Annotated in this window: 25 protein-coding genes; 9 read left to right on the top strand and 16 right to left on the bottom strand. The window is 73.8% G+C overall.

The annotated features are described in order from the left end of the window. Positions 1-49 precede the first annotated feature (49 nt). Positions 50-1,288: a Rid family hydrolase gene (locus tag R3E88_13805; protein MEZ4217553.1), complete on the top strand. Its 1,239-nt coding sequence runs from the start codon at positions 50-52 to the stop codon at positions 1,286-1,288. Here R3E88_13805 and R3E88_13800 read toward each other — a convergent pair. Beyond that, the gene (locus R3E88_13800) at positions 1,255-1,641 is read right to left on the bottom strand and encodes a VOC family protein (protein ID MEZ4217552.1); all 387 of its coding nucleotides are present in this window, start codon (positions 1,639-1,641) and stop codon (positions 1,255-1,257) included. The genes R3E88_13805 and R3E88_13800 overlap by 34 nt on opposite strands. Positions 1,642-1,779: 138 nt before the next feature. Between R3E88_13800 and R3E88_13795 the strand changes: the two genes are divergently transcribed. Both R3E88_13795 and R3E88_13790 read left to right on the top strand, forming a co-directional pair. Then, a complete protein-coding gene (locus tag R3E88_13795; GenBank protein MEZ4217551.1) occupies positions 1,780-2,550 on the top strand; it encodes an SDR family oxidoreductase in 771 nt (256 codons plus the stop codon). Positions 2,551-2,657: 107 nt separating this feature from the next. Continuing rightward, entirely contained in the window at positions 2,658-3,401 is a 744-nt protein-coding gene (locus tag R3E88_13790; GenBank protein MEZ4217550.1) for a TetR/AcrR family transcriptional regulator, read from the top strand. Positions 3,402-3,425: 24 nt separating this feature from the next. On the opposite strand, the gene R3E88_13785 is transcribed toward R3E88_13790, so the two are convergent. The 10 genes from R3E88_13785 to R3E88_13740 are packed head-to-tail and all read right to left on the bottom strand — an operon-like array spanning position 3,426 to position 12,345. Beyond that, entirely contained in the window at positions 3,426-4,196 is a 771-nt protein-coding gene (locus tag R3E88_13785; GenBank protein MEZ4217549.1) for an SDR family oxidoreductase, read from the bottom strand. A gap of 29 nt (positions 4,197-4,225) precedes the next feature. Continuing rightward, positions 4,226-5,176: an SDR family oxidoreductase gene (locus R3E88_13780; GenBank protein MEZ4217548.1), complete on the bottom strand. Its 951-nt coding sequence runs from the start codon at positions 5,174-5,176 to the stop codon at positions 4,226-4,228. After that, on the bottom strand, positions 5,173-6,381 hold the full coding sequence (locus R3E88_13775) for a DegT/DnrJ/EryC1/StrS family aminotransferase (protein ID MEZ4217547.1): 1,209 nt from the start codon (positions 6,379-6,381) through the stop codon (positions 5,173-5,175). Before R3E88_13775 ends, R3E88_13780 begins: the two co-directional genes overlap by 4 nt. Positions 6,382-6,428: 47 nt before the next feature. After that, positions 6,429-7,175: an SDR family NAD(P)-dependent oxidoreductase gene (locus tag R3E88_13770; protein ID MEZ4217546.1), complete on the bottom strand. Its 747-nt coding sequence runs from the start codon at positions 7,173-7,175 to the stop codon at positions 6,429-6,431. A 40-nt stretch (positions 7,176-7,215) separates the two neighbouring features. Beyond that, complete coding sequence (locus tag R3E88_13765) at positions 7,216-8,052, bottom strand: enoyl-CoA hydratase/isomerase family protein (protein MEZ4217545.1); 837 nt, start codon at positions 8,050-8,052, stop codon at positions 7,216-7,218. Positions 8,053-8,074: 22 nt separating this feature from the next. Beyond that, positions 8,075-9,244: an amidohydrolase family protein gene (locus R3E88_13760; protein MEZ4217544.1), complete on the bottom strand. Its 1,170-nt coding sequence runs from the start codon at positions 9,242-9,244 to the stop codon at positions 8,075-8,077. A 32-nt stretch (positions 9,245-9,276) separates the two neighbouring features. Further along, positions 9,277-10,146 (bottom strand): SDR family NAD(P)-dependent oxidoreductase, encoded by an 870-nt coding sequence (locus tag R3E88_13755; protein ID MEZ4217543.1) that lies wholly within the window; start codon positions 10,144-10,146, stop codon positions 9,277-9,279. Next, the gene (locus R3E88_13750; GenBank protein ID MEZ4217542.1) at positions 10,143-10,910 is read right to left on the bottom strand and encodes a hypothetical protein; all 768 of its coding nucleotides are present in this window, start codon (positions 10,908-10,910) and stop codon (positions 10,143-10,145) included. The genes R3E88_13755 and R3E88_13750 overlap by 4 nt, the downstream gene beginning before the upstream one ends. After that, entirely contained in the window at positions 10,907-11,275 is a 369-nt protein-coding gene (locus tag R3E88_13745; GenBank protein ID MEZ4217541.1) for a hypothetical protein, read from the bottom strand. The genes R3E88_13750 and R3E88_13745 overlap by 4 nt, the downstream gene beginning before the upstream one ends. Then, positions 11,272-12,345, bottom strand: a complete 1,074-nt coding sequence (locus R3E88_13740; GenBank protein ID MEZ4217540.1) for a saccharopine dehydrogenase NADP-binding domain-containing protein — start codon at positions 12,343-12,345, stop codon at positions 11,272-11,274. The genes R3E88_13745 and R3E88_13740 overlap by 4 nt, the downstream gene beginning before the upstream one ends. 174 nt (positions 12,346-12,519) lie before the next feature. On the opposite strand from R3E88_13740, the gene R3E88_13735 reads away from it, so the two are divergent. The 4 genes from R3E88_13735 (at position 12,520) to R3E88_13720 (ending at position 15,493) form a co-directional block, all read left to right on the top strand. Then, on the top strand, positions 12,520-13,596 hold the full coding sequence (locus R3E88_13735; GenBank protein ID MEZ4217539.1) for a hypothetical protein: 1,077 nt from the start codon (positions 12,520-12,522) through the stop codon (positions 13,594-13,596). Further along, positions 13,586-13,987: a VOC family protein gene (locus R3E88_13730; GenBank protein ID MEZ4217538.1), complete on the top strand. Its 402-nt coding sequence runs from the start codon at positions 13,586-13,588 to the stop codon at positions 13,985-13,987. Before R3E88_13735 ends, R3E88_13730 begins: the two co-directional genes overlap by 11 nt. Before the next feature lie 82 nt (positions 13,988-14,069). Further along, the gene (locus tag R3E88_13725; GenBank protein MEZ4217537.1) at positions 14,070-14,228 is read left to right on the top strand and encodes a hypothetical protein; all 159 of its coding nucleotides are present in this window, start codon (positions 14,070-14,072) and stop codon (positions 14,226-14,228) included. After that, positions 14,225-15,493: a sulfotransferase gene (locus tag R3E88_13720; GenBank protein ID MEZ4217536.1), complete on the top strand. Its 1,269-nt coding sequence runs from the start codon at positions 14,225-14,227 to the stop codon at positions 15,491-15,493. The genes R3E88_13725 and R3E88_13720 overlap by 4 nt, the downstream gene beginning before the upstream one ends. On the opposite strand, the gene R3E88_13715 is transcribed toward R3E88_13720, so the two are convergent. Then, a complete protein-coding gene (locus R3E88_13715; GenBank protein ID MEZ4217535.1) occupies positions 15,454-16,695 on the bottom strand; it encodes a hypothetical protein in 1,242 nt (413 codons plus the stop codon). The two genes, R3E88_13720 and R3E88_13715, sit on opposite strands and share 40 nt — an antisense overlap. Positions 16,696-17,105: 410 nt before the next feature. Between R3E88_13715 and R3E88_13710 the strand changes: the two genes are divergently transcribed. After that, complete coding sequence (locus tag R3E88_13710; GenBank protein MEZ4217534.1) at positions 17,106-18,776, top strand: methyl-accepting chemotaxis protein; 1,671 nt, start codon at positions 17,106-17,108, stop codon at positions 18,774-18,776. Between the two features lie 31 nt (positions 18,777-18,807). Here R3E88_13710 and R3E88_13705 read toward each other — a convergent pair whose 3' ends face one another. The 3 genes from R3E88_13705 to R3E88_13695 form a co-directional block, all read right to left on the bottom strand. Then, on the bottom strand, positions 18,808-20,049 hold the full coding sequence (locus tag R3E88_13705; GenBank protein ID MEZ4217533.1) for an MFS transporter: 1,242 nt from the start codon (positions 20,047-20,049) through the stop codon (positions 18,808-18,810). A gap of 22 nt (positions 20,050-20,071) precedes the next feature. Continuing rightward, complete coding sequence (locus R3E88_13700) at positions 20,072-21,130, bottom strand: dihydrodipicolinate reductase (protein ID MEZ4217532.1); 1,059 nt, start codon at positions 21,128-21,130, stop codon at positions 20,072-20,074. Positions 21,131-21,248: 118 nt separating this feature from the next. Next, positions 21,249-22,022 (bottom strand): SDR family oxidoreductase, encoded by a 774-nt coding sequence (locus R3E88_13695; protein MEZ4217531.1) that lies wholly within the window; start codon positions 22,020-22,022, stop codon positions 21,249-21,251. Positions 22,023-22,158: 136 nt separating this feature from the next. Here R3E88_13695 and R3E88_13690 point away from each other — a divergent pair, with 136 nt between their 5' ends. After that, positions 22,159-22,998, top strand: a complete 840-nt coding sequence (locus tag R3E88_13690; protein ID MEZ4217530.1) for a hypothetical protein — start codon at positions 22,159-22,161, stop codon at positions 22,996-22,998. Here R3E88_13690 and R3E88_13685 read toward each other — a convergent pair. Next, a complete protein-coding gene (locus tag R3E88_13685) occupies positions 22,955-24,619 on the bottom strand; it encodes a response regulator (protein ID MEZ4217529.1) in 1,665 nt (554 codons plus the stop codon). The two genes, R3E88_13690 and R3E88_13685, sit on opposite strands and share 44 nt — an antisense overlap. Between the last annotated feature and the right edge of the window lie 22 nt (positions 24,620-24,641).

The following is a 24,641-nucleotide window of genomic DNA, read 5'->3' as shown; positions in this document are numbered from 1 at the left end:
GCGTCCGGTCGCGGGCCCGCGACGGGTCCAGCCGCCGGGAGGGTCGGAAGTGTCGCCTGGCTCGGGCGCCGTCGCGGACGTCGCGCACGGCTGTCGCGTCGTCGCGCGCAGCGTCGAAGGCCCCGACGCGCGCGAGATCTTCCTCCACGCCGCTCCGCCCGCGCGGCTCTCGACGGCGGGCGCGCAGGCCGAGGCCCTGTACCGCGCGGTCGGCGACGTGCTCGCGGACGCGGGCGCCGCGCTCGCGTCGGTCGTCGACGAGACGGTCTTCCTCCGGAACGCGCGGGCCGACCTCGACGCCGTGCGCGGCGCGCGCGATCGCGTGCTCGACGAGCGCGGCGCTGCGCACGCGCGGCGCGCGATGGTCGAGATCGGGCAGCCCCCGCTCGACCCGCACGCCGCGCTCGAGGTCGCGCTCCACGCCGTGCTTCCGCGCGCGGTGCCGCTTCCCGCGGACGCCGTCGCCGTCGCCGCGCCGCCCGCCTGCGGCTGCGCGGAGTGCGCGCGCGCGGGCGGCGTGCTCGTGCGCGTGGGAGGCGAATCGCAGCTGCGCACCGGCGCGCTGTACGGCGGCGGCGGCGACGCGTACACGCAGGCGCTCGCGATGTTCGAGGTCGCCGAGCGGCTGCTCGCGCGGGCCGGCATGGAGTTCGCGGACGTCGTGCGCACGTGGATCTGGCTGCGCGACATCGAGCGCGACTACGCCAGCCTCAACCGCGCGCGGCGCGCGTTCTTCACGTCGCGTCGGGTCGACCCGCCGCCCGCGAGCACCGGCATCGGCGGCGGCCCGGCCGCCGCCGGGCACGACCTGTGTCTCGCCGTGTACGCGGTGCGCTCGACCTCCCCGATCGCGCGCGCGCCGATGAGCGCGCCGACGCTCAACGAGGCGCCGCAGTACGGCGCGGACTTCGCGCGCGGCATGCGCGTCGCGCGGGCGAACCACGTCGCGCTCCACGTCTCGGGAACGGCGAGCGTCGACGAGCGCGGCCGCACCGCGCATCCGGGCGACTTCGGCGCACAGGCCGAGCGCATGCTCGTGAACCTGCGCGCGCTGCTCGAGGGCCAGGGTGCCGGGTTCGGCGACGTCGTGTCGGCGGTGACCTACGTGAAGCGGCCCGCGGACGCATCCGACCTCCGGGCGCGGCTGCGCGCGGCGGGCTTCACCGGCTTTCCGCACGCGCTCGTCGAAGCGCCGATCTGCCGGCCCGACCTCCTGTGCGAGACGGAGGCCCTGGCCGTGCTCGACGCGTCGTCTCAGCGGGTGTGCTCGACGAGCTCGATCAGGTAGCCGTCGGGATCCTTCACGAACGCGATCGTCACCGGCCACTTGTCGAGCGCGCGCGGCTCCATCTCGGCCGTCGCGCCCGCCGCGAGCGCGCGCGCGTAGAGGCCCGCACAGTCGTCGGTCTCGACGTAGAGCTTCCAGAAGGCGTTGCCGTGCTCGATCGGCCCCTCGCGATCGAGGTGCTGTGCGAGCTGGAGCTGCGCGCCCTCGCCCTTCGCGCCGACGATCACCTCCTGGACGGTCGGCGACACGTCGGTGCGCACGAGCAGCTCGAGCCCGAGCGCCTCCTGGTAGAAGCGCGCGGATGCCTCGAGATCGCTCACGTTGATGCAGTACTGGCCGAGCTTCGATGTCATGCGTGCTCCTCGTCGGATCGCCTAGGCGAACTGGCTCCGGTCGGGGCCGATGCGCGCCCGGCGCGCCGCCGCGCGGCGCGTTGCCGGCGCCGCACCCGGCCTCTATAGTAAACCGTATTCACAATATGGAGCACGAGGGTGGACCGAGCGAAGCTGGCGAAGCTCTTCGACATGACCGGGCGCGTGGTGATCGTGACGGGCGGGACGCGCGGGATCGGCCGCGCGCTCGCCGAGGGCTTCGTCGCCGCGGGCGCGCGGGTCGCGGTCGCGAGCCGCAAGGCCGAGGCCTGCGAGGAGACGGCCGCGCACCTGCGCGCGATGGGCGGCGAGGCGATCGGCGTGCCCACGCACATGGGCGACCTCGGCTCGCTCGAAGCGCTCGTCGCCCGCACGGTCGACGCGTTCGGCGGGGTCGACGTCGTCGTCAACAACGCGGCGAACGCGCTCGCGCAGCCCGTCGGCGAGTACACGCCCGAGGCGTGGGCGAAGTCGCTCGACGTGAACCTCCGCGGCCCGGTCTTCCTCGTGCAGGCGGCGCTCCCGCACTTGAAGGCGAGCCCGCACGCCGCGGTCGTCAACGTGCTGACGGGCGCGGCCTTCCTGTTCTCGGCGCGCGTCTCGCTCTACGGCATCGGCAAGGCCGGGCTCATGGCATCGACGCGGTCGATGGCGGCCGAGCTCGCACCGCACGGCATCCGTGTCAACGCGCTCTCGCCCGGGACGGTCGACACCGACATGGTGCGCGCGAACACGCCCGAGCAGATGGCCGAGATGACCGCGCTCCAGCTCATGCCGCGCATGGCGAGCCCGGACGAGATGGTCGGGCCCGCGCTGCTGCTCGCGTCGGACGCCGGGAGCTTCATGACCGGGCACGTCGTGTTCGCGGACGGAGGCATGGTGCCGCGCTGAGGCGCTCGCGCGGCGTTGCATCGGGCGTCGCGTCGCCGGAGAATGCGTCGCGCACGCCGCGCACCGAACGGCGCGGCAGCCGCGGTGCGCGGCGGAGTGGAGGCGCGGTGGCCACCGGCGGCAGCAGGGGCGGAGGAGCGCGCGGGCGACCCGCGGCAGGCGCCGCGAAGCCCGCGCGCGGCAAGCCCGGCGCGCGCCGACGCGGCCGACCGCCGCGGCTCTCGCGCGACGGCATCGTCGACGCCGTGCTCTCGATGCTCGAGCGGCGCTCGGACGAGCCGCTCACGATCGCGCGCATCGCGAAGGAGGTCGACGCGGTCCCCGCCGCGCTCTACCGCCACTTCGGGAGCCTCGACGACCTGCTCGACGGCGTGCTCACGCGCGTGCTCGAGACGAACGACGCGCCGCTCGACGACCGCGCGCCGTGGCAGGAGCAGCTCGCCACCTGGATGCGCGGCCTCCGCTCGCACCTCCTCCAGTACCCGGCCGTGCTCGCGCTGATCGATCGCAGCGAGCGCACGTCGCCCGCGTGGCTCGAGGCCTCGTCCGCCCTCGTCGCCATCCTCGCGCGCGCCGGGCTCGCCGACCGCGACCTCGCGGCCAGCTACCTCTGGATCCTCGAGATGACGGTCGGGCTCGCGATGCAGGAGGCGATGATGCCGATCCCGAAGCAGATCGCGAAGGCGCGCGCGAGCCAGCGCAAGCTCGGCGCGGAGGCGCAGGCGCTCTTCGCGCCGCTCGCGCCGGCCTTCGCGCGCCTCGACGGCGATGCGCTGTTCGGCTTCGTCGTCGAGCAGGTCGCGGCGGCCGTGGCGTCGAAGGCGCCGCGGTCGCGCGCGCGTCGCGGCTGACCCGCGGCGTCGCGCGCCGCGCGCTCAGTGCGGCGTGAGCCCGCCGTCGGCGATCAGCACCTGCCCCGTCACGTAGCTCGCGGCATCGGACGCGAGGAACAGCGCGGGCCCGACCATCTCGTCGGGGTGCGCGGCGCGCCGCATGAAGCACGCGTTCGCCATCGCCTCCTGCGCCTCGGGCGTGTTGTTGCGCACCATGTCGGTGTCGACCGTGCCCGGCGCGAGCGCGTTGACGCGGATGCCGCGCAGCGCGAAGTCGGCGCCCATCGAGCGCGTGAACGACATCAGCGCCGCCTTCGACGCCGCGTACATCGAGTTGAAGGTCGAGAACAGGAACGCGCCGGCCGAGATCACGTTGACGACGGAGGCGCTCGGGCTCTTCTCGAGCCACGGGAGCGCCTCCTGCACCAGGAAGACCGGCCCGCGCAGGTCGACCGTGAACACCTTGTCCCAGGCGTCGGGCGTGAGCTGGCCGAGCGGCTGCGAGAGCGCGGTCGCGGCGTTGTTCACGACCACGTCGATGCGCCCGAAGCGCTCGACCGTCGCGCGCACGAGCGCCGCCGTCGCATCGAGCTCGCCCATGTGCGTCGCGACGCCCAGCGCCTCGCCGCCCATCGCCTCGAGGTGGCGCTGCGTCTCCGCGCACGCCTCGGGCTTGCGGCTCGCGACGACGACCTTCGCGCCGGCCGCGACGAAGCCCTCGGCGATCGCGCGGCCGATGCCGCGCGTGCCTCCGGTCACGATCGCGACGCGACCGGTGAAGTCGAACAGCTGACGGTAGGCCTGTCGATCCAAGATGCTGTCTCCCGATGTGGATGTCGATGCTAGTCGGAGGCGGCGCGCCGCGCGGACGCGACGCCCGTCGAAGGGCTGCTCGGCCGCGCGAAGTCGTAGGCGTCGCGCAGGCCGGATTCCGCGTGCGCGGCGAGCTGGCGCGCGAGCACGGCCGGCAGGTCGTCGGGCTGCCAGCCCTCCACGAGCGCGCGCCCCTCGAGGTCGCGCACGGGACGGCGCAGCTCGAGCAGGAGCTGCAGGCTGTAGGCGATGCGACCGGTGAGCGTCGCCGCGTCGCCCGTGCAGAGCGCGAGCGCGGCCTCGGCCATCGTCTCGAGCGGCTCGAGCCAGTGCTCGGCGACCCAGCCGCTCGCGACGAGCGCGCGCGTTGCGATCGCGGCCTGCGGCGTCAGCGCGTTGACCGCGATGCCCTGCCCCTCCGTCTCGCTCGCGGCGGCGACCGTCATGCGGTTGAGCGCGGCCTTCGACATGCCGTACGCCGAGCCCGCCTTCGCGGGCGGCGTGTCGGGGAACGGCGGCCCGGGCGGGAGCTCGGCCGCGAAGCTCGTCAGGTTCACGATCGAGCCGCGCCGTCGCTCGCGCATGCCGGGAAGCACCGCCTTCATCAGCTCCCACGGCGCCCACACGTTCACCTGCATCAGGAACGCGAGATCGTCGAGCGACCACGCCTCGACGGGCTTGTAGCCGCCGGCGGCCGCGCTGTTCACGAGGATGTCGACGGGCCCGAGCTCGGCTTCCGTGCGCGCGACGAGCCGCGTGCGCTCGCCGCCCGGGTCGGCGAGGTCGGCGGGGAGGACGAGCGCCTCGCCGCCCGCGTTCGCGATCTGCGCCGCCGTCTCCTCGAGCCCTTCGCGGCTGCGCGCCGTGATCGCGACCTTCGCCCCCTCGGCCGCGAGACGCACGGCGATGGCCGTGCCCGTGCCGCCCTGGCTCGCGCCCGTCACGAGCGCGACGCGCCCCTCGCACGCGCGCGCGCTCACCGCGCGTGCGCCTCCACGTAGGCGTCGACGAGGTCGCCGATGTGGTGCATGTGCGCGTCGTCGAGCGCGTGGTTCATCGGCAGGATGACGCCGTGCTCCATCACGCGGTCGGCGTTCGGGAGCCCGCCCTCGGCGACGCGCATCGGCACCTTCGCGAACGCGGGCTGGCGCGCGACGTTGCCCGTCCACACCATGCGCGTGTCGACGCCGTTCTTCTCCATGTACTGCTGGAAGTCGCCGCGACGCAGGCCCGACTCGGGGCGCACGAGCGTCGCGAACATGTGCCAGCCCGTGTCGATGCCGGGCGTCGTGCGCGGCAGCACGAAGCAGTCGGGGTGCTTCGCGAGGCGCTCGCACAGCACGTCGAAGTTGCGCTTGCGCCGGGCGAGGTTCGCGGGGAGCTTCCGCATCTGCACGACGCCGAACGCCGCCGAGAGCTCGGACGGCTCGAAGTTCCAGCCCACCTCGTCGAAGATGAACAGGTTGTCGTACTCGATGCCGTCGACCTGGCTGAAGAACCGGTCGCCCGCGCCCTTGCGGCTCCCGAAGAGCTGCGCCTCGCTGCGGCGGCCCCAGCGACGCAGCGTCAAGCAGCGGTCGACGAGCGCCTCGTCGTCGAGGCACACCATGCCGCCGGTTCCCGCCGCCGTGATGATGTGCGACAGCGCGAAGCTCGTGACGCTGATGTCGGAGCGCGCGCCCGTCGGCGTGCCGTGCTGCGTCGCGCCGAGGCAGTCGCACGAATCCTCGATCACGCGCAGGCCGTGGCGGTCGGCGATCGCGCGGATGCCGTCCCAGTCCGGGCAGTTGCCCGTCAGGTTCGGCGCGAGGATGGCCTTCGTGCGCGGCGAGAGGCTCCGCTCGATCCGCTCGACGTCGATCTGGAACGTGTCCGGCGTGACGTCGACGAAGACGGGAACGAGGCGGCTGCGCACCATCGGCGCGATGTCGGTCGAGAACGTGAGCGGCGACGTCACGATCTCGTCGCCCTCGGCGAGGCCCAGCAGCTCGATCGCGAGGTAGAGCGCCGACGAGCCCGAGTTGCACATCACGCCGTGGCGCTTCGCGAACGACGCCGCGACGAGCTCCTCCATCTGGCGCACGTTCTTCCCGATGCGCAGCGCCGTCGCGCCGCCGCGCAGCACGGACACGACGGCCTCGATCTCCTCCTCGTCGTGGACGCTGCCCGCGTACTCGATCCGCATGACGAACCTCCTCGCGGCGGGCGCGCGGCGCGCCCGCCCGCGCGATCCTACGTCGTGACGCTGCCGCCGTTGAGCTCGATCGTCTGCCCCGTCATCCACGACGCCTCGTCCGAGGCCAGGTAGAGGCAGAGCGCGGCGATGTCGTCGGGCCTCCCGAGCCGCCCCACCGGAATCCCCTTCGCGAGCGGCGCGGTCGCCGCCGGGTCGGACTGGTTGTCGATCAGACCGATCGCGATGGTGTTGGCCGTGACGCCGGCCCCCGCGTGCTCGAGCGCGAGATGGCGCATGAAGCTGATGCCGCCGCCCTTGCCCGCCGCGTAGGGCGAGACGCCGATCGCGAGCCCCACCGTGCCCGCGCCCGACGAGATCGTCACGATGCGCCCGAACCTCCGCTCGCACATGCCGTCGATCACCGCGCGCGAGCAGTTCATCACGCCGTAGAGGTTCACGTCGATGTAGGGCCGCCACGACGCGGGATCGCTCGTGCGAAAGGGCTGGAGACCCATCGATTCCGGGATGCCCGCGTTGTTGACGAGGATGTCGAGCGGCCCGAGCGCGGACTCCGCGGCCGCGATGCCCGCCTCGACCGCCGCGTAGTCGCCGACGTCGAACGGCGCGGGAGTCGCCTCGCCACCCGCCGCGACGATGCGCTCCGCCACGGCGCGCGCGCGGCCCGCGTGCAGGTCGTTGACCGCGACCGCGGCGCCCGCCGCCGCGAGCGCGTGCGCGATGCCCTCGCCGACGCCCTGTCCCGCGCCCGTCACCAGCGCGCGTCGCCCCGTGAGATCGAACATTCCCTTCCCCCTCTTCGCCGCGAGCGCGCGGCGCGACCGCTCAGAGCGGCCCCCACTCCGGCTCGCGCCCTTCGCGGAACGCCGCGAACGCGGCGTTCGTGTCGCCGGTCGCCGTGCACATGATCTGCGTGCGGTTCTCGAGATCGAGCGCGTGGCGCAGGCTCGGCGCGTCGATCGTCTGCCACATCGTCTCCTTGGTCATCCACACCGCGAGCGGCGAGTTCGTCGCGATCTCGCGCGCCGTGCGCAGCGCGCGCTCGACGACGGCGCCGTCGTCGACGACGTCCAGCACGAGCCCCATGCGCAGCGCCTCCTCGGCGTCGAAGACCCGGCCCGTCAGCATCAGCTCGGCCGCGCGCGAGGCGCCGACGAGACGCGGCAGGAAGTAGCTCGTGCCCATGTCGCAGGCCGAGACGCCGCGCTTGATGAAGACGGCGCCGAAGCTCGCCCCGCGCGACGCGAAGCGCACGTCGCACGCGAGCGCGAGCGCGAAGCCGCCGCCGTGCGCGGCGCCGTTGACGGCCGCGATCACGGGCTGGCGGAGGCGATGGATCTTCTCGTAGAGCCCGGCCATCATCTCCTGCATCGCGAAGCTCTGCGTGACGGGGCGTTCGAGCTGGCCGAGCAGGTCGCCCATCGGCGATCCGGCCGTGTCGTCCCAGTCGTCGGGCGTCGCCTTCATGTCGGCGCCCGCGCAGAAGCCCACGCCCTCGCCGGTGACGACGGCGGCGCGCACGTCCGCGCGCGCCGCGATCGCGTCGAACGCGCGGTGGAGCGCGGCGAGCGCGTTCGCACTGAGCGCGTTGCGCCGCTGCGGACGGGTGATCGTCACGATCGCGATGCGGTCGTCGGTGATCTCGAGCCGGACGTCGGACATGCCGCGTTCTCCTCCAGCGCGCTCAGACGAGCGCATCGCCCATGTTGCGGAACACGTCGTCGATCGCGCCGCCGAGGAAGCGCTGGCGCTGCGCCTCGGAGAGCGGCGCGAGCAGCTTCGCGTAGTGACCGACCGGGTCCGTGAACCCTTCGAAGTGCGGGAAGTCCGACGAGAACACGAGCATCCCGTCCGGGAGCGCACGCAGGATGTCGAGCAGCGGCGAGTCGTTGCCGGCCGAGAGCGGCGTCGCCTTCACGTTGCGCGCGAGGTACTCGCTCGGCTTGAGCGGCTGGCGCCACTTCCCGACGAAGAGCTCGGCGACCGTCGACACCCGGTCGTCCATCTCGCGATACAGGAACGGAAGCCAGCCCGTCCCCACCTCGGCGAGCAGGAGCGTGAGCTTCGGGAAGCGCTCGAAGACGCCCGAGTAGACGAGCGCGTTGATCAGCGTCGTCGGCGCGACGTGGCGGTGCGCGCCCGAGAGCATGCGCAGCAGCGTGACGTCGCCGCCCTGGTTCGCCCAGCCCGGATCGAACGTCATGCGCTCGAAGCCCGTGTGCAGCATGGGCGCCATCGCGAGGTCGCACGCGGCCGCCCAGACGCGGTCCCAGCTCGGGTGGCTCGGCGGCACGCCGTCCACCGGGAAGGCCGGCACGAGGAAGATGCGGCTCCCGCGCGCGCGCATGCGGCCGAGCTCCTCGACGACGAAGTCGAGGTCCGTGTACTCGAGCGCGGTCACGGGCCGCAGCCGCCCGCCGCCTTCCTCGCACGTCGTCGCGAGCCAGTCGTTGCAGGCGCGGATCACGTCGCGGCGCAGCGCCGCGTCGGCCACCTGCAGGTTGTACGCGATGCCCGAGAGGCAGATGACGTGCTGCTGCGCGATGCCCTGCTCGTCGAGCCACTTCACGCGCGCGGCGGCGTTCGCGACCTGGAACTGGTTCCGGCCCTCGAACTCCGCGCGGCGCTCGGCCTCCTGCGCCTTCTCCTTCCCGTAGAGGATGGCCGCGCCCGGCGGCACGAGCTCCTCGAACGGCGGCCGCTCCGCCTCCGGCACGCCGCGGAGCAGGTCGCCGACGATCGCGTCGACGGCGAGTGCGCCGGGGTTCAGCGGAGGGAGCCGGCGCGCGAGCTCGGGGTAGCTCTCGAGCCAGTCGCTGCCCGGCTCGAAGTGCGCGTCGATGTCGATGATCACGGCTCTCTCCTTCGCGGCGATCGCGCAGGGCGTCACTCGCCTCGCGCGAGGATCTCGGGGTGTGCGTAGGCGGGGATCTCGGGCGTCGGGAGCGGCGCACCGGTGTCGAGGTCGCGGCACGCGAGCCCCATCGCACGCGCCCAGTGCAGGCTGTGCGCGACGAGCCCCGTGCGCTCGGCCGCCGGGAGCCGACACATCTCGTACGCGACCTCCGCCAGGTACTCGACGGGCTCGGTCGGATAGTCGGCCGGGACATAGCGATCCGAGCCGGGCGTCGAGACGGCCGTGCTCGGGGCGACGAGGTTCACCGCGATGCCGTCGCTCTCGAGCTCGGCGGCGAGCCCCTGCGTGAAGCGCGAGAGCGCGGCCTTGATGGCGGCGTAGACCGTCGCACCGCCGTGGCGCGCCCAGTCGTCGTAGGGCTTGAACGGCCGCAGCGCGGTGACCGAGCCGACGTTCACGATCCATCCGCCGCCCTGTGCGCGCATCGCCGGGATCGCCGCCCGAGCGAGCGCGAACGGAACGCGCAGGTAGTGGTCGAGCGTCGCCTCGAAGAACGCGTCGCTCATCTCCGCGACGGGCGCGTACTGCGCGAGGCCGGCGTTGTTCACGAGGATGTCGAGGCGCCCGGCGGCGTCGAGCACGCGGCCGACGAGTGCGTCGCGCTCGCGCGCGACCTCGAGATCGGCGCCGAGCGCGACGGCGCGTCCGCCCGCCTGCTCGACCTGCGCGACGGTCTCGGCGAGCGTGCCCGCGAATGCGACCGCGGTGTCGACGCTGCGCGCGGAGACGAACACGGTCGCGCCCGCGCGCGCGAGCCGGCGCGCGATCGCGCGGCCGATGCCGCGGCTCGCGCCCGTCACGAGCGCGACGCGCCCTTCGAGCACTCGACCTCCGCTCATGCAGCGACCTCCTCCGGCACGCCCGCCGCGTCCCACGCGAGCACGCTCTCCGCGAGCGGGCAGTAGAGATGGGCGAGGTCGACGTCGACGATGCGGAACGGCACCTCGGGGTCGTACCAGCCGTCGAGCCACCCCCAGTGATAGGCGCTCGCCATGTAGTCCCGAAGCAGGCCGTCGAGCGACTCGAACTCCTGCTCCCAGGCGTGCGTCCAGACGACGCGCGGCTCCGTCGGCCCGAACGCGCGCACGCGCGCGAGACCGAAGCTGCGGATCGCGGGGACGTGATGCGCGAGCGCCACCACCTCGCGGCTCCAGCGCGCGACGTCGCTCTCGCGCGCATCGGGGAGCACGCGCACGAGGTTCGTGCGCTTGATGCCCGCGACGCCCGAAACGCCGGAGACGCCCGGGCGCGCGACGCGGCGCGCGAGCGGCTCGACGACCCAGGCCTCGACGTCCGCGATCGCGCGCGCGGCCTCGCTCGCGGCCTCGCTCGCGCCCTCGCCGACGGCGCCGCGCACGAAGTCGGCGAGGCTCCCGCCGCGCATGCGCGCGCTCCACGCATCGAGCGCCGCGCCGTCGCGCACGGCGACGTCCCACGTCAGGTCGCCGGCGCCGAGCGAGCCTTCGAGGTGCACGCCCGCGTGCGAGCGCTCGAGCTCCGGCACGCGCCCGGCGAGCGCGCCGAGCGACGCGCACGCGCGGTCGGCGTCGGCGCGCGACGCGCCCTCCGCGAGCGTCACCGTCGCGCACACCCGCGTCGTCACGCGTGCTCCCGCCCCGCGGCGGCGAACGCCGCGCGCGCGTCCGCGTCGACGGCGAAGCGCCGCGTCCGCCGGACGCAGAGCGCCTCGCACTCGCGCCACCAGTCGGCGACCTCGGGCGCCGCGTTCTGGCTGCGCATGGTCCAGAAGCCCGCGATGCCGGGCACCGACCACACGAGCAGCACCGTCGCGCCGACGCCGGGCGGCGTCTCGGGCGGCGTCACCCAGCGGTGCCGCAGCATCATGCCGCGCCGCTCGGCACCCGGTCGGTAGCGCGCATCGAGTGCGGAGAGGAACACGTCCGCGTCGACGCCCGCCCGCAGCTCGACCTCGTCGAGCACGTAGATCGGCGCGGCGGGCGCGCTCACGCCGACCTCGGTCGCACGTCGGGAACGTCGATGTCCTCGATCGCGCAGCCCGGGAGCGCCGTGAAGAACGACGCGCCGTAGGCGCTCGAGGCGGTCTGGTAGCCGGGCGTCGCCTCGCCCTTCGCCGCGCGCGCCGTCGCGGCGATCGCGGAGAGTGCGGTCAGCGTGTAGCCCTCGGGCCCGCGCGCGACCGCGGCGACGGCGTCGCCCCGCGCGTTGCGCGCGATCGCGAAGTTGCGGTACGCGCCCGCCGCGCGCTGTGCGTCCGTCGGTCCCTCGACACCGCGGTCGAGCACGCGCTTCACGACCGCCTGCCCGACGCGCGTCGCGAGCGCGCGCTTGAGCCAGCCGGGCACGGCGCTCATCTGCTTCACCGCGCCCGTCTCCTCGACGTACGTCGTGATGTTCGGAATGCGCGACGACCATCCGGCGACGACGACGTCGCAGAGCGGCACGGTCACGCACTCGAGCGGCTCGCCGTCGATCTCCGTCGCGACGCGCAGCGGCCGCGCGAGCGGGACGAGCACGCCGTCGCGCCGCACGGGCGTCGGCAGGTGCACGGCCTCCATCGCCGACTTCGCCGTGCCGCGCGAGACGACCTCGAGGCTGCCGCCGTAGAACTCGAGATGCGTCGCGTCGGGAAGGCGCGCGCGCAGGTGCGCCGCGAGGCAATCCGTCGGCGCGCCGCCCGCGCCCATGCCGGGCAGCAGCATCACGCCGGCCTCGCGCGCGCGCGCGTCGAGCGCCTGCAGGCGCTCGAACACCGCGATCTCGGCCGTCACGTCCGTGTAGTGGGTGCGCGCGGCGAGGCACGCCGCGGCCATCGCGTCGGCGGTCGCCGAGTAGGGGCCGGCGGCGCTGCACACCGCGTCGACGTCGCGCAGCGCGCGGACGGCGGCGCCGTGGTCGCCGAGGTCGAAGACGCGCGCCTCGAGATCGTGTGCGCGCGCGATGGCGCCGACGCGCTCGGCGCTGCGCCCGCCGACGACGGGGCGGTGGCCCGCCTCGAGCGCCGCCCGCAGCGCGAGCCGCCCCGTGTAGCCGGTGATGCCGTAGATCAGGAAGCGCATCGGACGACGTGCCCAGCCTGCCCCGCTGCCGGGAGGATCGGTGGTGCGCAGGCGCCTCCGCGGCGTGCGCGACCGGCCCGAATCTGCCAGACCCCGGATTAGTGAATGTGATACGCTAACACGCCGCGACGCCGCCCGTCGCACACATCCGTCGCACACGGAACGGAGGAGCCCATGGAGTCGCCGACCGACCGCGAAGCGATCGCACGCCGGCTGCGCCCCGTCCACCCGCCGCGCGCCATCGACGACGTGCTCTCGCCCGCGCAGCACGCGCTCGCGCTCGACCTCGTTCGCGAGCACGGGCCGTGGGACCTGATCGTGAAGCACCACTTCGCGTCGCTCGAGGAGCTCGTCGCCACGTCGTCGGGTGGCGCGCCGCTCCCGCCCGACGCATCGCTCGACGCCTTCCTCACGCCGACGTTCCGCGGCTTCTTCGCGAACGCGGGCGTCTGTCTGCACCCGGAGGCCGAGCCGCTCTTCTACGAGCGTCGCTTCATGGCCTGGGCGCGCGACTTCTGGAACGCGCGCTACTGCCAGCCGATGAAGATCCTCTTCAACGTGAACGGCCCGGCGTGGAACTACGACCCGGGCCACCTCGACAGCCCGCGCTTCCGCGGGATGGTGCTCGCGAACACGCCGACGTGGCTGCTCAGCGTGATGGGCAAGTCGGGTCTGTTCCAGGCGTGGGCGATCAAGATGGCCGAGGTGATCGTGTGGTTCCAGCGCGACCTCGAGAGCGGCGGCTTCACGTACTGGCCCGACGGGCCGCTCGCGCCGCCGCAGCGGCTCGCCCCGCCGCTGTGGAACCGCGGCGTCGTCACGCACAACACGGCGATGTACCACCGCGGCGAATCGAACGGCCCGGTCGAGCGGCGCGCCAACCCGAAGGGCCTCGCCTTCGACTCGACGTTCCGCGGCGACCCCGCCGATCGCGATCGCTGGCAGATCCGCACCGGCGACGACGTGATCGCGACCTACGCGACGGACGAGCTGCGCTTCCTCCTGCACTGGGACGCCGAGCTCTACGCCGACCTCGACGACATGAAGATGCATCTCGACCACGTCGACGACCTCGACGCCGATCGCGTCTTCGACGTGCTCGTCGCCGACCTGCGCGCGCGCGGCGTCCCCTTCGACGTCCCGTCGGACCCGCTGCACGACCCCGCGTTCATCGGCCTGCTCGCGCGGACCTACGACGTCCCGCCGAGCCACTACCCCGAGGAGGCGCCCGTCGCCCGCCATGCCGCCTAGCACGACCCACGGATTCACGAAGCTCGTCGTCCACGACGTCGACGCGATGTCGGCCTTCTACCAGGAGGCGTACGGCCTCCACGCCGTGCACCGCGTGAAGGGGCAGAGCATCGGCGGCGAGGAGATCGACGAGATCATGATGAGCCACGACCCGACCGCGCAGTGGACGTCGCTCGTCCTGCTCCGGTACCTCGGCCGCGCGCCCTCGCCGAACGGCGAGGTCATCCTCGGCTTCCAGACCGACGACCTCCCGGCGCTCCTCGAGCGCGTCGAGAAGGCGGGCGGCGCGGTCGCCGTGCCGATGCGCGAGATCGCCGAGCTCCGGGTGCGCGTCGCGTTCGCGACGGACCCGGAGGGCCACCTCGCGGAGCTCGTCCAGGTCGTCGCGTGACGGCGCCGCGCCGCGGGCCGCGCGCGCATCCGCGCCGGCGCCGCCCGTTGAGGTAGGGTGCGCACTCCCGACGGAGGCGCCCGTGCACGACCACATCCGCATCGTCGACGTCGATCCGCCCTCCGACGAGCGGGTGGACTGCGGCGCGCGCCGCTCCGAAGGCGAGCTCCGCGGCATCGGCGAGCCCGGGCTGCGGGAGATCCTGCGCGCGAACCCCGCGCGCCTGCCAGGTCGCGCGTGACGCGCCCGCCCGACATCCACATCGACGACCTCGCGGCCCCGCGCCTCCCCGACGCGGTGCGCGCGATGAACGACGTCTCGCCCGACGAAGCGCGCCGCCGCGTGCCGCTCGACGAGGAGGGGCTGCTCGCCGAGGCCCGCGAGTGCATGGGCCTCGACGACTTCGGGCCCGACGACTTCCGCGAGGGTCTCGGCGTGCTGCTCGCCGCGCTCGAGGGCGAGGCCGAGCTGAGCCTGCTCGGCCGCATGTCGGCGCGCGGCCAGATCGTGCGTCTCCTCTCGAACCGGCTGCTCGTCGAGGACGTCGTCGCGCGCCATCCCGAGGCGCTCGCGCGCCCGCTCGAGCGGCCGGTCGTCATCGTCGGCCTGCCGCGCACGGGCACGAGCCACCTGCACAACCTGCTCTCGGCGCACGCGCAGCTGCGCTTCCTCCCGTACTGGGAGGCGAACGAGCCCGTGCCGGCGCCGGGCGACGCGCCCGTACCGGGCGAGCCCGACCCGCGCATCGCGCGCGCGCAGGCGGGGCTCGACCAGTCGTCCGCGCTCACGCCGCACCAGCAGGCGATGCACGAGCTCGACGCGTGGACGCCGCACGAAGAGATCGGCTTCCTGCTGATGGCCTTCGCGTGCTCGAACTTCGCGACGCTCTTCCACGCGCCGAGCTACACGGAGTGGTACTGCCGGCGCGATCACACGCCCGCCTACGCCTACGCGCGCCGCGTGCTGCAGGTCGTCTCCTACCTGCGCGACGGCGGCAGGCGCTGGGTGCTGAAGAGCCCGATGCACCTCGAGAACCTCGGGCCGCTGCTGCGCGCGTACCCGGACGCGCGCGTCGTCATGACGTTCCGCGACCCCGCGCGCGTCGTGCTCTCGCTCGCGACGATGACCGCGTACAACCGGCGGCTCTCGGCGCGCCGCGTCGACCCCGTCGCGGTCGGGCGCCGCGTCGCCGAGATGAACCAGCACCGCCTGCGCTGCGCCGTGCGCGACGCGGCGCTCGTCCCGTCCGAGCAGCTCCACCGCGTGCACTTCGACGCCTACATGCGCGACCCGATCGCGGCGGCCGCGCGCGTGCTCGAGTTCGCGGGCCTCGACGCGAGCGACGCCGCGCTCGAGCCGCTCCGCCGCCACCAGCGCGAGCACCCGCGCGGCAAGCTCGGCCGCGTCGTCTATCGCTACGAGGACGTCGGGCTCGACCCCGAGGAGATCCGCGCCGGCGCGCGCGACTACATGCAGGCGTTCGGCGTCGCGCGCGAGCCCGACTGAGCCGCCGCGACGCGCCCCCGCCTCCGCGCCGCGCGCAGCTCGCGTCGGCCGGCGCCCGCGAGCATCACCGCGAGGACGGCGAGCGCCGGCGCGGGCAAGGGCACGTTCGGCGGCGGCAGTGCGGCGCGGAAGGCGAAGTCGTCCATCGCGAGGTGGTCGAAGTCGTCGCCCGCGCCGTCGAAGGCGAGCGTCATGAGATCGATCGGGCCCGTGTAGTTGGCGGTGAAGACGGTCGGGACGTCCGTGAAGCGATTGCGCGCGCTCGGGTCCGGATCGTCGCGCCCGTCGTAGACGGGAACGCCGTCGCGGTAGAGCACGAAGTAGAAGTCGCCGCGTGCATCGGCGGCGCGCCGGCTCCAGAACGCGGCGCCGTCGAAGTAGAAGTCCTGTCCGTCGGCGCGCGCGATCGACGCGTTCGTCACGCGCACACCGGTCGGCGCGAGCGCGAGGAAGGTGTCGTCCGGCGTCGCCGCCGTCGTCAGGAAGTGCCAGCCCGCGCCCCACGTGAAGCCGCCGTAGCCGTTCGGCACGAGCACGCCGAGCGTGCTCGGGCCGAGGTCGTCGAAGTCGAGCAGCCCCGCGGTGAACACCGTCGCGCCCGAGCCGACGCCCGATTGCGCGAGCGACTCGCCCGCGATCGCGACGTCGTCGAACGAGTAGTTCCCGACGCCGCCGCCGCCCCCGCCCGGGCCGCCCCCGTTCGTCGTCGTCGCCTGGAACGACACGCTCGCGATCGCGTCGCCGCCCGTGACGAGGACGCCGAAGAAGCCGGCCGTCCCGCCGAAGCGATCGCCGTCCTGCTGCAGCAGCTCGAGCGTCGCGCCGCCCACCGTCGTCACGACGACGTCGTAGTCGTCCGTCGGCTGGAGGAACAGCTCGACGCCGAACACGGTCGCCCCGCTCGGGAAGCCCGAGAACACGCGCAGCCCGAGGATCGACGCGCCGGCGAAGAGCTGCTGGTCGGGCGCGCTCGCGATCACCGGGTCGTCGGCCGTGTACGTGAGGCCGTTCGCGAGCGCGAACGGCGAGGCGACGGCGCCGGGCGCGTACGACTCGAGATCGTCGATCGCGACGTCGAGGCCGGCGAGCGCGGCCTGGAAGCCGGCGCGGTCGAGCTCGACGACCGCGGCGTCGGCGGACGTCGAGAGGGCGAGCGCGAGCACCGCGAGGACGCCGGTGCGCTTCGGGCAGAGGGGACGCATCGAGTGGCTCTCCGATCGGAAGGCGGGAACGGACGGGTGTGCGCGGCGTCGGGGCGCGGCCGCTCGCGCCGGGCCCGCTCCGCATCCGCGCGGCGTCGATTCGCAAGCGTCGTGCCAGGCTGCCGGCGCGATCGCGCGCCGCGCGCCGACGCTGCGGCGCGGCGGGTGCGCGAGATGGCGCAGCCGCGCGCGATATCACGAAGTCCTCGCGCGCTCCTCGGGGAGCCGCACCGCGAACAGCGCGCCGAGCGACGCCGCGGCCCGCCCCGACACGGGCTCTCCTCGCGCCCGAAGCTCGGCCGTTGCCCCGACCCGCCTCGGTGCAGCACCGGAGCCGCGTCGCTCCGCTTTCAAGATCGCGAGCGTCGAGGACGAAGGTCTCGCGTCCCCCATCCGCGAGGAGCCCGCGCATGGATCGGCAGGATGATCACACCGCGCCGACGACGGAGGTGCCGCGGCGCGACGTCGGCGGCGGTCGGCTCCGATTCCGCGATCGCTCCGTCCTCTTCCATCTCTCTCTCGCCTTCGGTCTCGTCCTCGTCGTGGCGTCCGCGGCGACGATCGTGAACGCGGTCGCGGTCCGGCGGGTGACGACGGCCGACCACCGCGCCGTCGCGAACCTCGCGCACGCGCGCGACGTCGACATGCACCTCGCCCTGCTCGCGAAGGACCTCTCGCTCGCGGTCGTGCAGGTGCAGCAGTGGCTCACGGACATCTCGGCGACGCGCGCCGCCGAGGGGTTCGACGACGGCTTCGACGAGGCACGGACCAACGCGGAGCGCGTGAGGGAGATCCTCGCCGAGTTCTCGCGACACTACGCGGACGAGGGGCGTGACGACGTGGTCGACGAGATCGCGCAGATCGGCGTCGCGTTCGAGTCCTACTACGAGATGGGCTGCCGGATGGCCCAGGCGTACATCGACGCCGGCCCCGCCGCGGGGAACGCCACGATGGGGAGCTTCGACGAGGCCTCCGAGGCGCTGCAGGTCGTGGCCGGGGGCTTCGTGGACCGCGTCCTCGCGGACCTCGAGACGACCATGGGCGCGACGGTCGACGACATGTCCGTGCTGCACGGGTCGGTCGTCACGCTCGAGACCACGCTCGCGGTCGCGGTCGCGACGCTCGTGGCCCTGTTCCTCGCGCTCATGGCCGCACTGCGCAGTGGCGTCGCGCGGCCGCTCGCGCGCGTCGAGCAGAAGCTGCGCGCGCTCGGCGAGGGCGACCTGACGCTGCACTTCGCACCCATCGGGCTCGGCGAGATTCGCGCTCTCCACCGAGGGCTCGACGATCTCGTCGCCCGCCTCAACCACAGCTTCGGTCGCGTCGAGGCGACGTCCCTCGACATCGCCGAGGACGCGCGCGGCGTGTGCGCCGAGAGCACGTCGGTGCGCGAGCACGCAGACGAGCAGGGCGAGCAGCTGCGCAGCTGGCACGGAGCGCTGGGATCGGTCGTCGACTCGCTCGCGCGGAGCGTCGACCACAGCCAGGAGGCCGATCGCCTCTCGCGCGAGTCCGTCGACACCGCGCGGCGCGGAAACACCGCGATGGCGCGCGCCAGCGAGGCGATCGCGGCGATCGATGCCGCGAGCACCGAGATCGCCCACGTCGTGAGCGGCGTCGACGAGATCGCATTCCAGACCAATCTTCTCGCGCTGAACGCCGCGGTCGAAGCCGCGCGTGCCGGTCCCGCCGGCGCGGGCTTCGCGGTCGTCGCCGAGGAGGTGCGCGCACTGGCGCTGCGGAGCAGCGCCGCGGCTCGCACCACGAGCGAGCTGATCGGAGAGGCGCGCCTGCGGTCGCGGACCGGCGTCGAGCTCACGAAGGAGATCGCGCACGAGCTCGATGCGATCGTCGAGAAGTCCGAATCCGCTGCCACGCTGATCGGTGCCCTCGCGCGCGACGTGCACGCGCGGGCCGACGAGGTCCGCGACGTGCAGCAGGGCCTCACGAAGCTCCGATCGATCTCCGAGACCACGATCGACCGCGCGTCCGCGATGGACGTCCACGCGCGTCACACGAGCGAGCTCGCCCGTCGGCTGGTCGACGCGGTGGCCTACTTCCGGATCGCACGCGCCCGCTGACGGGCGTGCCTCGCCGCGCGCGCCGCGCGCATCAGCCCGCCGACGGCGATGCGGGTGCGTCTTCCGCCTCGGGGAGCGCGAGTGCACGCAGCGCGACGAGCGACGCCGCCGCGAGCGCGGCGAACGCGACGAAGGCGATCGCGTAGGCGCCGGTCGTGTCGTAGACCCAGCCCGCGAACGGGGTCCCCGCCGCGACGATCGGAGTGAGCACGAGCATCGCGAAGCCCATCATCGGGCCGAACAGCGCGGGCCCGAACGCGCGCGCGACGAGCGCGCCCGAGAGCGGCAGGTTGCCGCCGTTGCCGAATCCGAAGAGGGCCGCGACCGCGAACAGCGCGACGCCGGAGGGCGCGGCGGCGAGCGCGAGCAGACCGGCGATCTGGAGGACGATCGCCAGCGCGTAGGCGCGGCGCTCGCCGATGCGGTCGGCGAGCAGGCCGAACACGGGCTTGCCCGCGAGCGCGCCGAGCGCGAGCACCGAGAGCAGCGCGGGCGCGCGTACGCGGTCGAGGCCCTGGTCCGTCGCGAATGCGACGAGGTGCGTGACCACCGCGCCCGACAGCATGAAGCCGACGCCGGCGACGAACGCGACCTGCCAGAGCCGCGGGTCGCGCAACGCCTCGCGCACATGCGGCGCCGGTGCCGGCGCCGCGCCCGCGTCGCGGGGCGTCGGCGGCGCCGGGTCGCCGTCCGCATGGAGCCCGCGGTCGGCGGGACGCCCGACCGCCAGCCAGCCGACGAGCGGCGCGAGCGCGAGCGCGGCGACGCCGAAGCCCGTGTACACGTCGCGCCAGCCGTGCTCGGCGAACAGCCAGCCCGCGACCGGCCCCATCACCATGCCGCCCGCCGAGGCGCCGATCTGCGAGAGGCCGAGCGCGGTGGCGCGGCGCTTCGCGAACCAGTTCACGACGAGCGTCGAGGCGCCGACGCCGCTCAGCGTATTCGCGCCGAACGCCATCAGCAGCGGGTAGATCAGGTAGAGATGCCAGAGCTCGGTCGCGCGCGCGGCGAGCACGAAGCCCGCGCCGATCGACAGCGCGCCACCGAAGAGCAGCGCGCGCAGATGGCCGGCGACGGCGAGGCGCCCGACGACCGGCGCGATCACCGCGCCCGTCCACGGCATGACGAGATGGATGCCCGAGACGCCGAGGCGGCCGGCGTCGAACTCGGCCGCGACGTCCTTCAGCGCGACGCCGAACGTGTAGAAGACGAGCCCCGAGGCCACGAACTGGCCGACGAACGCGACGCCGACGACGACCCAGCCGTAGAACATGGAGCCTCCGGTGCGCCGCCCGTCAGAGGAATGCGCCGCGCGGCAGCGTGAGCGGGAGGTCGGCCGACGTGACGAGGCCCGGCGGCGCCGCGCACACGTAGGGGATCGCGTTCACGATGCGCATCGTCGTCGCGACCATGCCTTCGTCGGTGAACGTCGCGGGCGCGCCGACCGCGAGCTCGCACGTGAGGCCCGGGTCGCCCGCGATCTCGATGCGGTAGACGCCGTCGCGCGCCGCGCTCGGCCACTCGGGCGCGATGTCGGGCGCCATGCGGTTCACGTGCTCGATCACGATCGCATCGCGCCCGTCGACGACGCCGATCGTCTCGAAGCGCACCGCGCCGCACGTGCCCGCCTCGATCGTGCCCGCCGCGACCTCGAGCCGGCGGGGCGTCGGGGCCTTCGCGTACGTCTCGCGCACGGCCTCGAGCTCGACGCCGAGACGGTCGGCGACCATGCGCACGGGCGGGGCCCACGCCGACGCCTGCACGCCCGGCAGCTCCATCAGACAGCGGTGCTCGAGCGGCTTCCCGAAGCCGAACACCTCGAACATCGTGAACGCGACCGGGTAGTCGGTGTACGTGAAGAGCTCCTGCGTGCGGATCGACTCGATGCGGTTCGACATCGTCGCGAGCGTGAGCACGAGGTGGTCGGCCGCGAACCCGGGCTCGATGCCCGAGACGTAGAACGAGCTTCCCCCGCGCCGGCACGCGGCCTCGATGCGCGCCTGCTTCGCGCGATCGAAGCCCTGCGTGTGCACGAGACCGGGGAGCGAGGTGGTGACCACGTTGATGCCCGCCTCGAGCAGCCGGCAGCAGTCGTCGACGCACGCGTCGACGCGGCCCTCGCCGTTCGCCGTGTAGCTCACGCAGTCGGGCGCGAGCGCGACGAGCGCATCGGCGTCGCGCGTCGCGGCGACGCCGAGCGTCGCGCCGCCCGCGAGCTCGCCCGCGTCCTTCCCGTCCTTGGCCTCGGAATGGACCCACACGCCCACGAGCTCGAGGTCGGGGCGCCGCGCGATCGCGCGGATCGCGATCGCGCCGCATCCCCCCGTCGCCCACTGCACGACCCGGAGCGTCATCCTCGTTCCTCCCCTTCCGCTTCCTTCGCGCGATCCCTCGCGCGGCTCGGAGCACGACGAGCGCGCCGCGCCCGCGCGGCGCCGTCGGTCGCAGCCGCTCGAAGGGCGCGTCGCCGCTTCACACCTTGTACCCGCCGTCGACGCTCACGACCTGGCCGGTGATGCCGCGGCCGTCGGGCCCGGCGAGGAGCACGGCCATGCCCGCGAGCTCGTCCGCCTCGAGCACGCGGTTCTGCAGGCTCTCGGCCGCCGCGCGCGCCTCCTCCTCCTCGGCCGTCGTGCCGCGCGCGCGCGCGATGCGGCCGAAGTCGAGGAGCGACGTGCGCGTCCAGCCCGGGCACAGCACGTTCGCGTTGATGCCGTCGCGCGCCACCGCCGCCGCGAGCTGGCGCGTGAAGCCGACGAGCGCGTGCTTGGCCGTGACGTACGCGAGCCCCGCGCCCGTGCGCTTCGACGCGCCCGACCCGATGTTCACGATGCGCCCGAATCCGCGCTCGCGCATGCCCGGCAGCGCCGCGCTCGTCGTCCACCACGCCGACGTGAGGCAGAGCGCGAGCGTGCGATCGAAGCCGTCGTCGTCGGCTGCGTACGGATCGGGGTTCCCGATGCTCCCGCCGACGTTGTTGACGAGCACGTCGACGCGTCCGAAGCGCGCGACGGCCTCGCGCACGGGGCGGCGCGCGTCGTCGCGGCTCGTCGCGTCGGCGACGACCGCGAGCCCGCGGTCGGCGCCGACGCCCGCCGACGCGAGCGTCCGTTCGAGATCGCGTTGCGTACGCGACGACACGACGATCGTCGCACCCTCGGCCGCATAGCGAAGCGCGATCGCGCGGCCGATGCCGCGGCCGCCTCCCGTCACCACCGCGACCCGTCCCTCGAGCTGGCCCGCCATCCTCGGCCCTTCGCATCCTTCGCGCTTTACTCCGCGCCGCTCCACGGTACACCCTGACGCGCCATCGCGGACACGCCCTTCCGCGCGTTCGCACGACCGCGATCGTCCTCGCGACCGATCGACGGGAGGCGCGCCCATGACGACGACACCGGCCCACTGGCTCTCGACCAACGAGGACAAGGCGTTCGCCGAGAAGCTCTACCTCTCGTTCGTCCCGGTCTTCTTCGCGTACAACGCCGTCGTCCAGCGGCTCGGCTGGCTCGACGTCGGCAACTCCTGGCACGTCGTGCAGAACCTCGGGATGTGGCTGCCGTACTGCGTGCTGCTCCCCGCCTGGCTGCGCCGCCACTCCGGCGTTCCCGTGCGCGAGAGCTACTGGGTCAAGTTCAACGTGTGGATGGCGGTGTGGGTGTTCTTCGCGACCTACTTCCACACCGAGTACTTCTTCGAGCTCTTCCACATGCGGTACCGCTTCCCGCTCGTGACCTGGTACTTCGACTCCGCGCTCCTCGGGCCGGACGAGGCGACAGCGGCAGCCGAGTGGAAGAAGGTGCCGGTCGGCATGTACCTCAACACGATGGCGTTCTTCACCGTCTACCACGTCGCCGCCGTCGTCTGCATGCGCCGCGTGCGCACGATGACGACGTCGTGGAGCGCGGGCGCGCGACGCGCGGCGTGGGTCGTGATCGTGGGCGCGGCCGCGCTCTTCTTCGCGTGGGCCGAGACGTTCCTCTACTTCCTGCAGGACGAGGTCGCGACGAACGTCTGGTACGAGGACCGCGCCGCGATGCTCCGCTACGGGAGCTTCGGCTACGCGCTCTACTTCGTCGTGAGCTTCCCGAACCTCTACCGGCTCGACGAGGATCCGGACGCGCCGCGCTGGTCGCTCTCGCGCTGCGTGATCGAGGCGAGCTTCGTCGGCATCGCGAGCCTCACGCTGATGGACTTCTGGGCGCACTGGGTGGGGCCGATCTAGCGGGCCCCGCGCCGTCGCGCGTTCGCTCCGCGTCGGCGAGCGCGCGCTCGAGCTCTTCCCGGCGCACCGGCTTCGACAGGAATCCGACGCGCTCCGCACGTGCCGCGTCGTCGCGCGCGAACGGGTCGTGGCCGCTGCAGACGATCACGGGGACGTCCGCGCGCAGCGCGCGGAGGGCGCGCAGGCACTGCCAACCGTCCATCGCCGGCATCCGGACGTCGAGCACGACGACGCCGATCTCGGGGCCGCGGTCGCGGAAGAGCGCGACCGCCTCCTCGCCCGAGCGCGCCTCGACGACGCGGTGCCCGAGCGTGCTCAGCATGCGCGCGAGCACGGCGCGCACGTCGTCCTCGTCGTCGACGACGAGGGCCAGCGAGGGAACACGCGGTGCGCGCGCCTGCGCGCGAGTCTCGACGCGCGCCGCCGCTTCGGCGGCCGGGAGCTCGACCGTCATGCGCGTCCCCGCTCCGCTGCGGCTCTCGACCGCGATGCGACCGCCGAGCTCGCGCGCGACGGAGCGCGCGCTCGCGAGCCCGAGCCCGTGGCCGTGCTCCTTCAGCGTGAAGAACGGGTCGAAGATGCGCGCCTGCACGTCCGGCGGGATGCCGCCACCGTCGTCGGCGACCTCGATGCGCACGACCGGAGCGCGCCCCGGCTCGTCGACGCGCGCGACCTCGACGCGCACGCGGCTCGGCGCCGGGGTCGCCTCGGTCGCGTTGAGGATCAGGTTCATCACGATCTGCTGCAGCTGCACGCGCTGCGCGCGCACGTGCGCATCCGGCCCGCGCGCGACGAGCTCGAGCGCGATGCCCTTCGGCACGACGCTGCGCAGGAGCGCGATCAGCGTCTCGACCTCGCCCGCCACGTCGACGGGCTCCGCGGCGCGCGCGGTGCGCCCCGCGAACGCGAGCAGCCGGCCCGCGAGCAGGCTCGCGCGCTCCGTCCCGCGGATCACCTCCTCGAGCGACTCGCGCGCCGGGTGGCCCGGCGGGAGCTCGTCCGCCGCGAGCTCGGCGTGGCCGAGCACGCTCGTCAGCACGTTGTTGAAGTCGTGCGCGACGCCGCCCGCGACGAGGCGGAGTCCGTCGATCGCGCTCGCGCGGTCGCGCATCTCCTTCGCGACGCGCGACTGGCGGTGCGAGTAGAAGATCACCGACGGGTAGAGCGTGACCATGCAGAGCACGGGCAGCTGCCACCCCGGCACGTCGTGCACGACGGCGGCGAACGTCATGCCGAGCGTCAGGATCGCCGCGAAGAGCGCGTACCAGCCGCTGCTCGCGCGGCTCTCGGCGACGCTCGGCGCCTGCACGACCATGAGGCCCAGCACGAGCGCCGGGAACCACGCCGACGGCACGAGGTGCACGAGCGTCACGATCGCCGTGAGGTCGAAGAGCGGCTGGAGCCACCCGTTGTCCTCGGCGGCCGCGCGATGCTCGACCCACGTGGCCGCGGGGATGCAGACGACGACGAGGATCGCCGCGAGCCAGAAGCGGTGCGGGCCGAGCGAGGGAACGAAGCACGCCACCGCCGCGATCACGACGGCGCCGACGTTGCGGAAGAACAGCGCGGTCGAGCGACGCGCCGACAGACGGGCGGCGGCTTCGAGGAGCGGGGACGACACGGCCACAGTCTACGTCCGGCCC

This window comes from Myxococcota bacterium, from assembly GCA_041389495.1.
Classification (GTDB): Bacteria; Myxococcota_A; UBA9160; order UBA9160; family UBA4427; genus JAWKRT01.
Note: the sequence above shows the minus strand (reverse complement) of the source record. Positions and strands in the feature narration are given on the sequence as shown.

Coding starts and splice junctions, on each gene's coding strand:
- R3E88_13800 (MEZ4217552.1), bottom strand. CDS start 1,641: ATGACATCGAAGCTCGGCCAGTACTGCATCAACGTGAGCGATCTCGAG.
- R3E88_13775 (MEZ4217547.1), bottom strand. CDS start 6,381: ATGCGGATCGAGTACGCGGGCAGCGTCCACGACGAGGAGGAGATCGAG.
- R3E88_13770 (MEZ4217546.1), bottom strand. CDS start 7,175: ATGTTCGATCTCACGGGGCGACGCGCGCTGGTGACGGGCGCGGGACAG.
- R3E88_13765 (MEZ4217545.1), bottom strand. CDS start 8,052: ATGTCCGACGTCCGGCTCGAGATCACCGACGACCGCATCGCGATCGTG.
- R3E88_13755 (MEZ4217543.1), bottom strand. CDS start 10,146: ATGAGCGGAGGTCGAGTGCTCGAAGGGCGCGTCGCGCTCGTGACGGGC.
- R3E88_13740 (MEZ4217540.1), bottom strand. CDS start 12,345: ATGCGCTTCCTGATCTACGGCATCACCGGCTACACGGGGCGGCTCGCG.
- R3E88_13735 (MEZ4217539.1), top strand. CDS start 12,520: ATGGAGTCGCCGACCGACCGCGAAGCGATCGCACGCCGGCTGCGCCCC.
- R3E88_13730 (MEZ4217538.1), top strand. CDS start 13,586: ATGCCGCCTAGCACGACCCACGGATTCACGAAGCTCGTCGTCCACGAC.
- R3E88_13715 (MEZ4217535.1), bottom strand. CDS start 16,695: ATGCGTCCCCTCTGCCCGAAGCGCACCGGCGTCCTCGCGGTGCTCGCG.
- R3E88_13710 (MEZ4217534.1), top strand. CDS start 17,106: ATGGATCGGCAGGATGATCACACCGCGCCGACGACGGAGGTGCCGCGG.
- R3E88_13705 (MEZ4217533.1), bottom strand. CDS start 20,049: ATGTTCTACGGCTGGGTCGTCGTCGGCGTCGCGTTCGTCGGCCAGTTC.
- R3E88_13700 (MEZ4217532.1), bottom strand. CDS start 21,130: ATGACGCTCCGGGTCGTGCAGTGGGCGACGGGGGGATGCGGCGCGATC.
- R3E88_13695 (MEZ4217531.1), bottom strand. CDS start 22,022: ATGGCGGGCCAGCTCGAGGGACGGGTCGCGGTGGTGACGGGAGGCGGC.
- R3E88_13690 (MEZ4217530.1), top strand. CDS start 22,159: ATGACGACGACACCGGCCCACTGGCTCTCGACCAACGAGGACAAGGCG.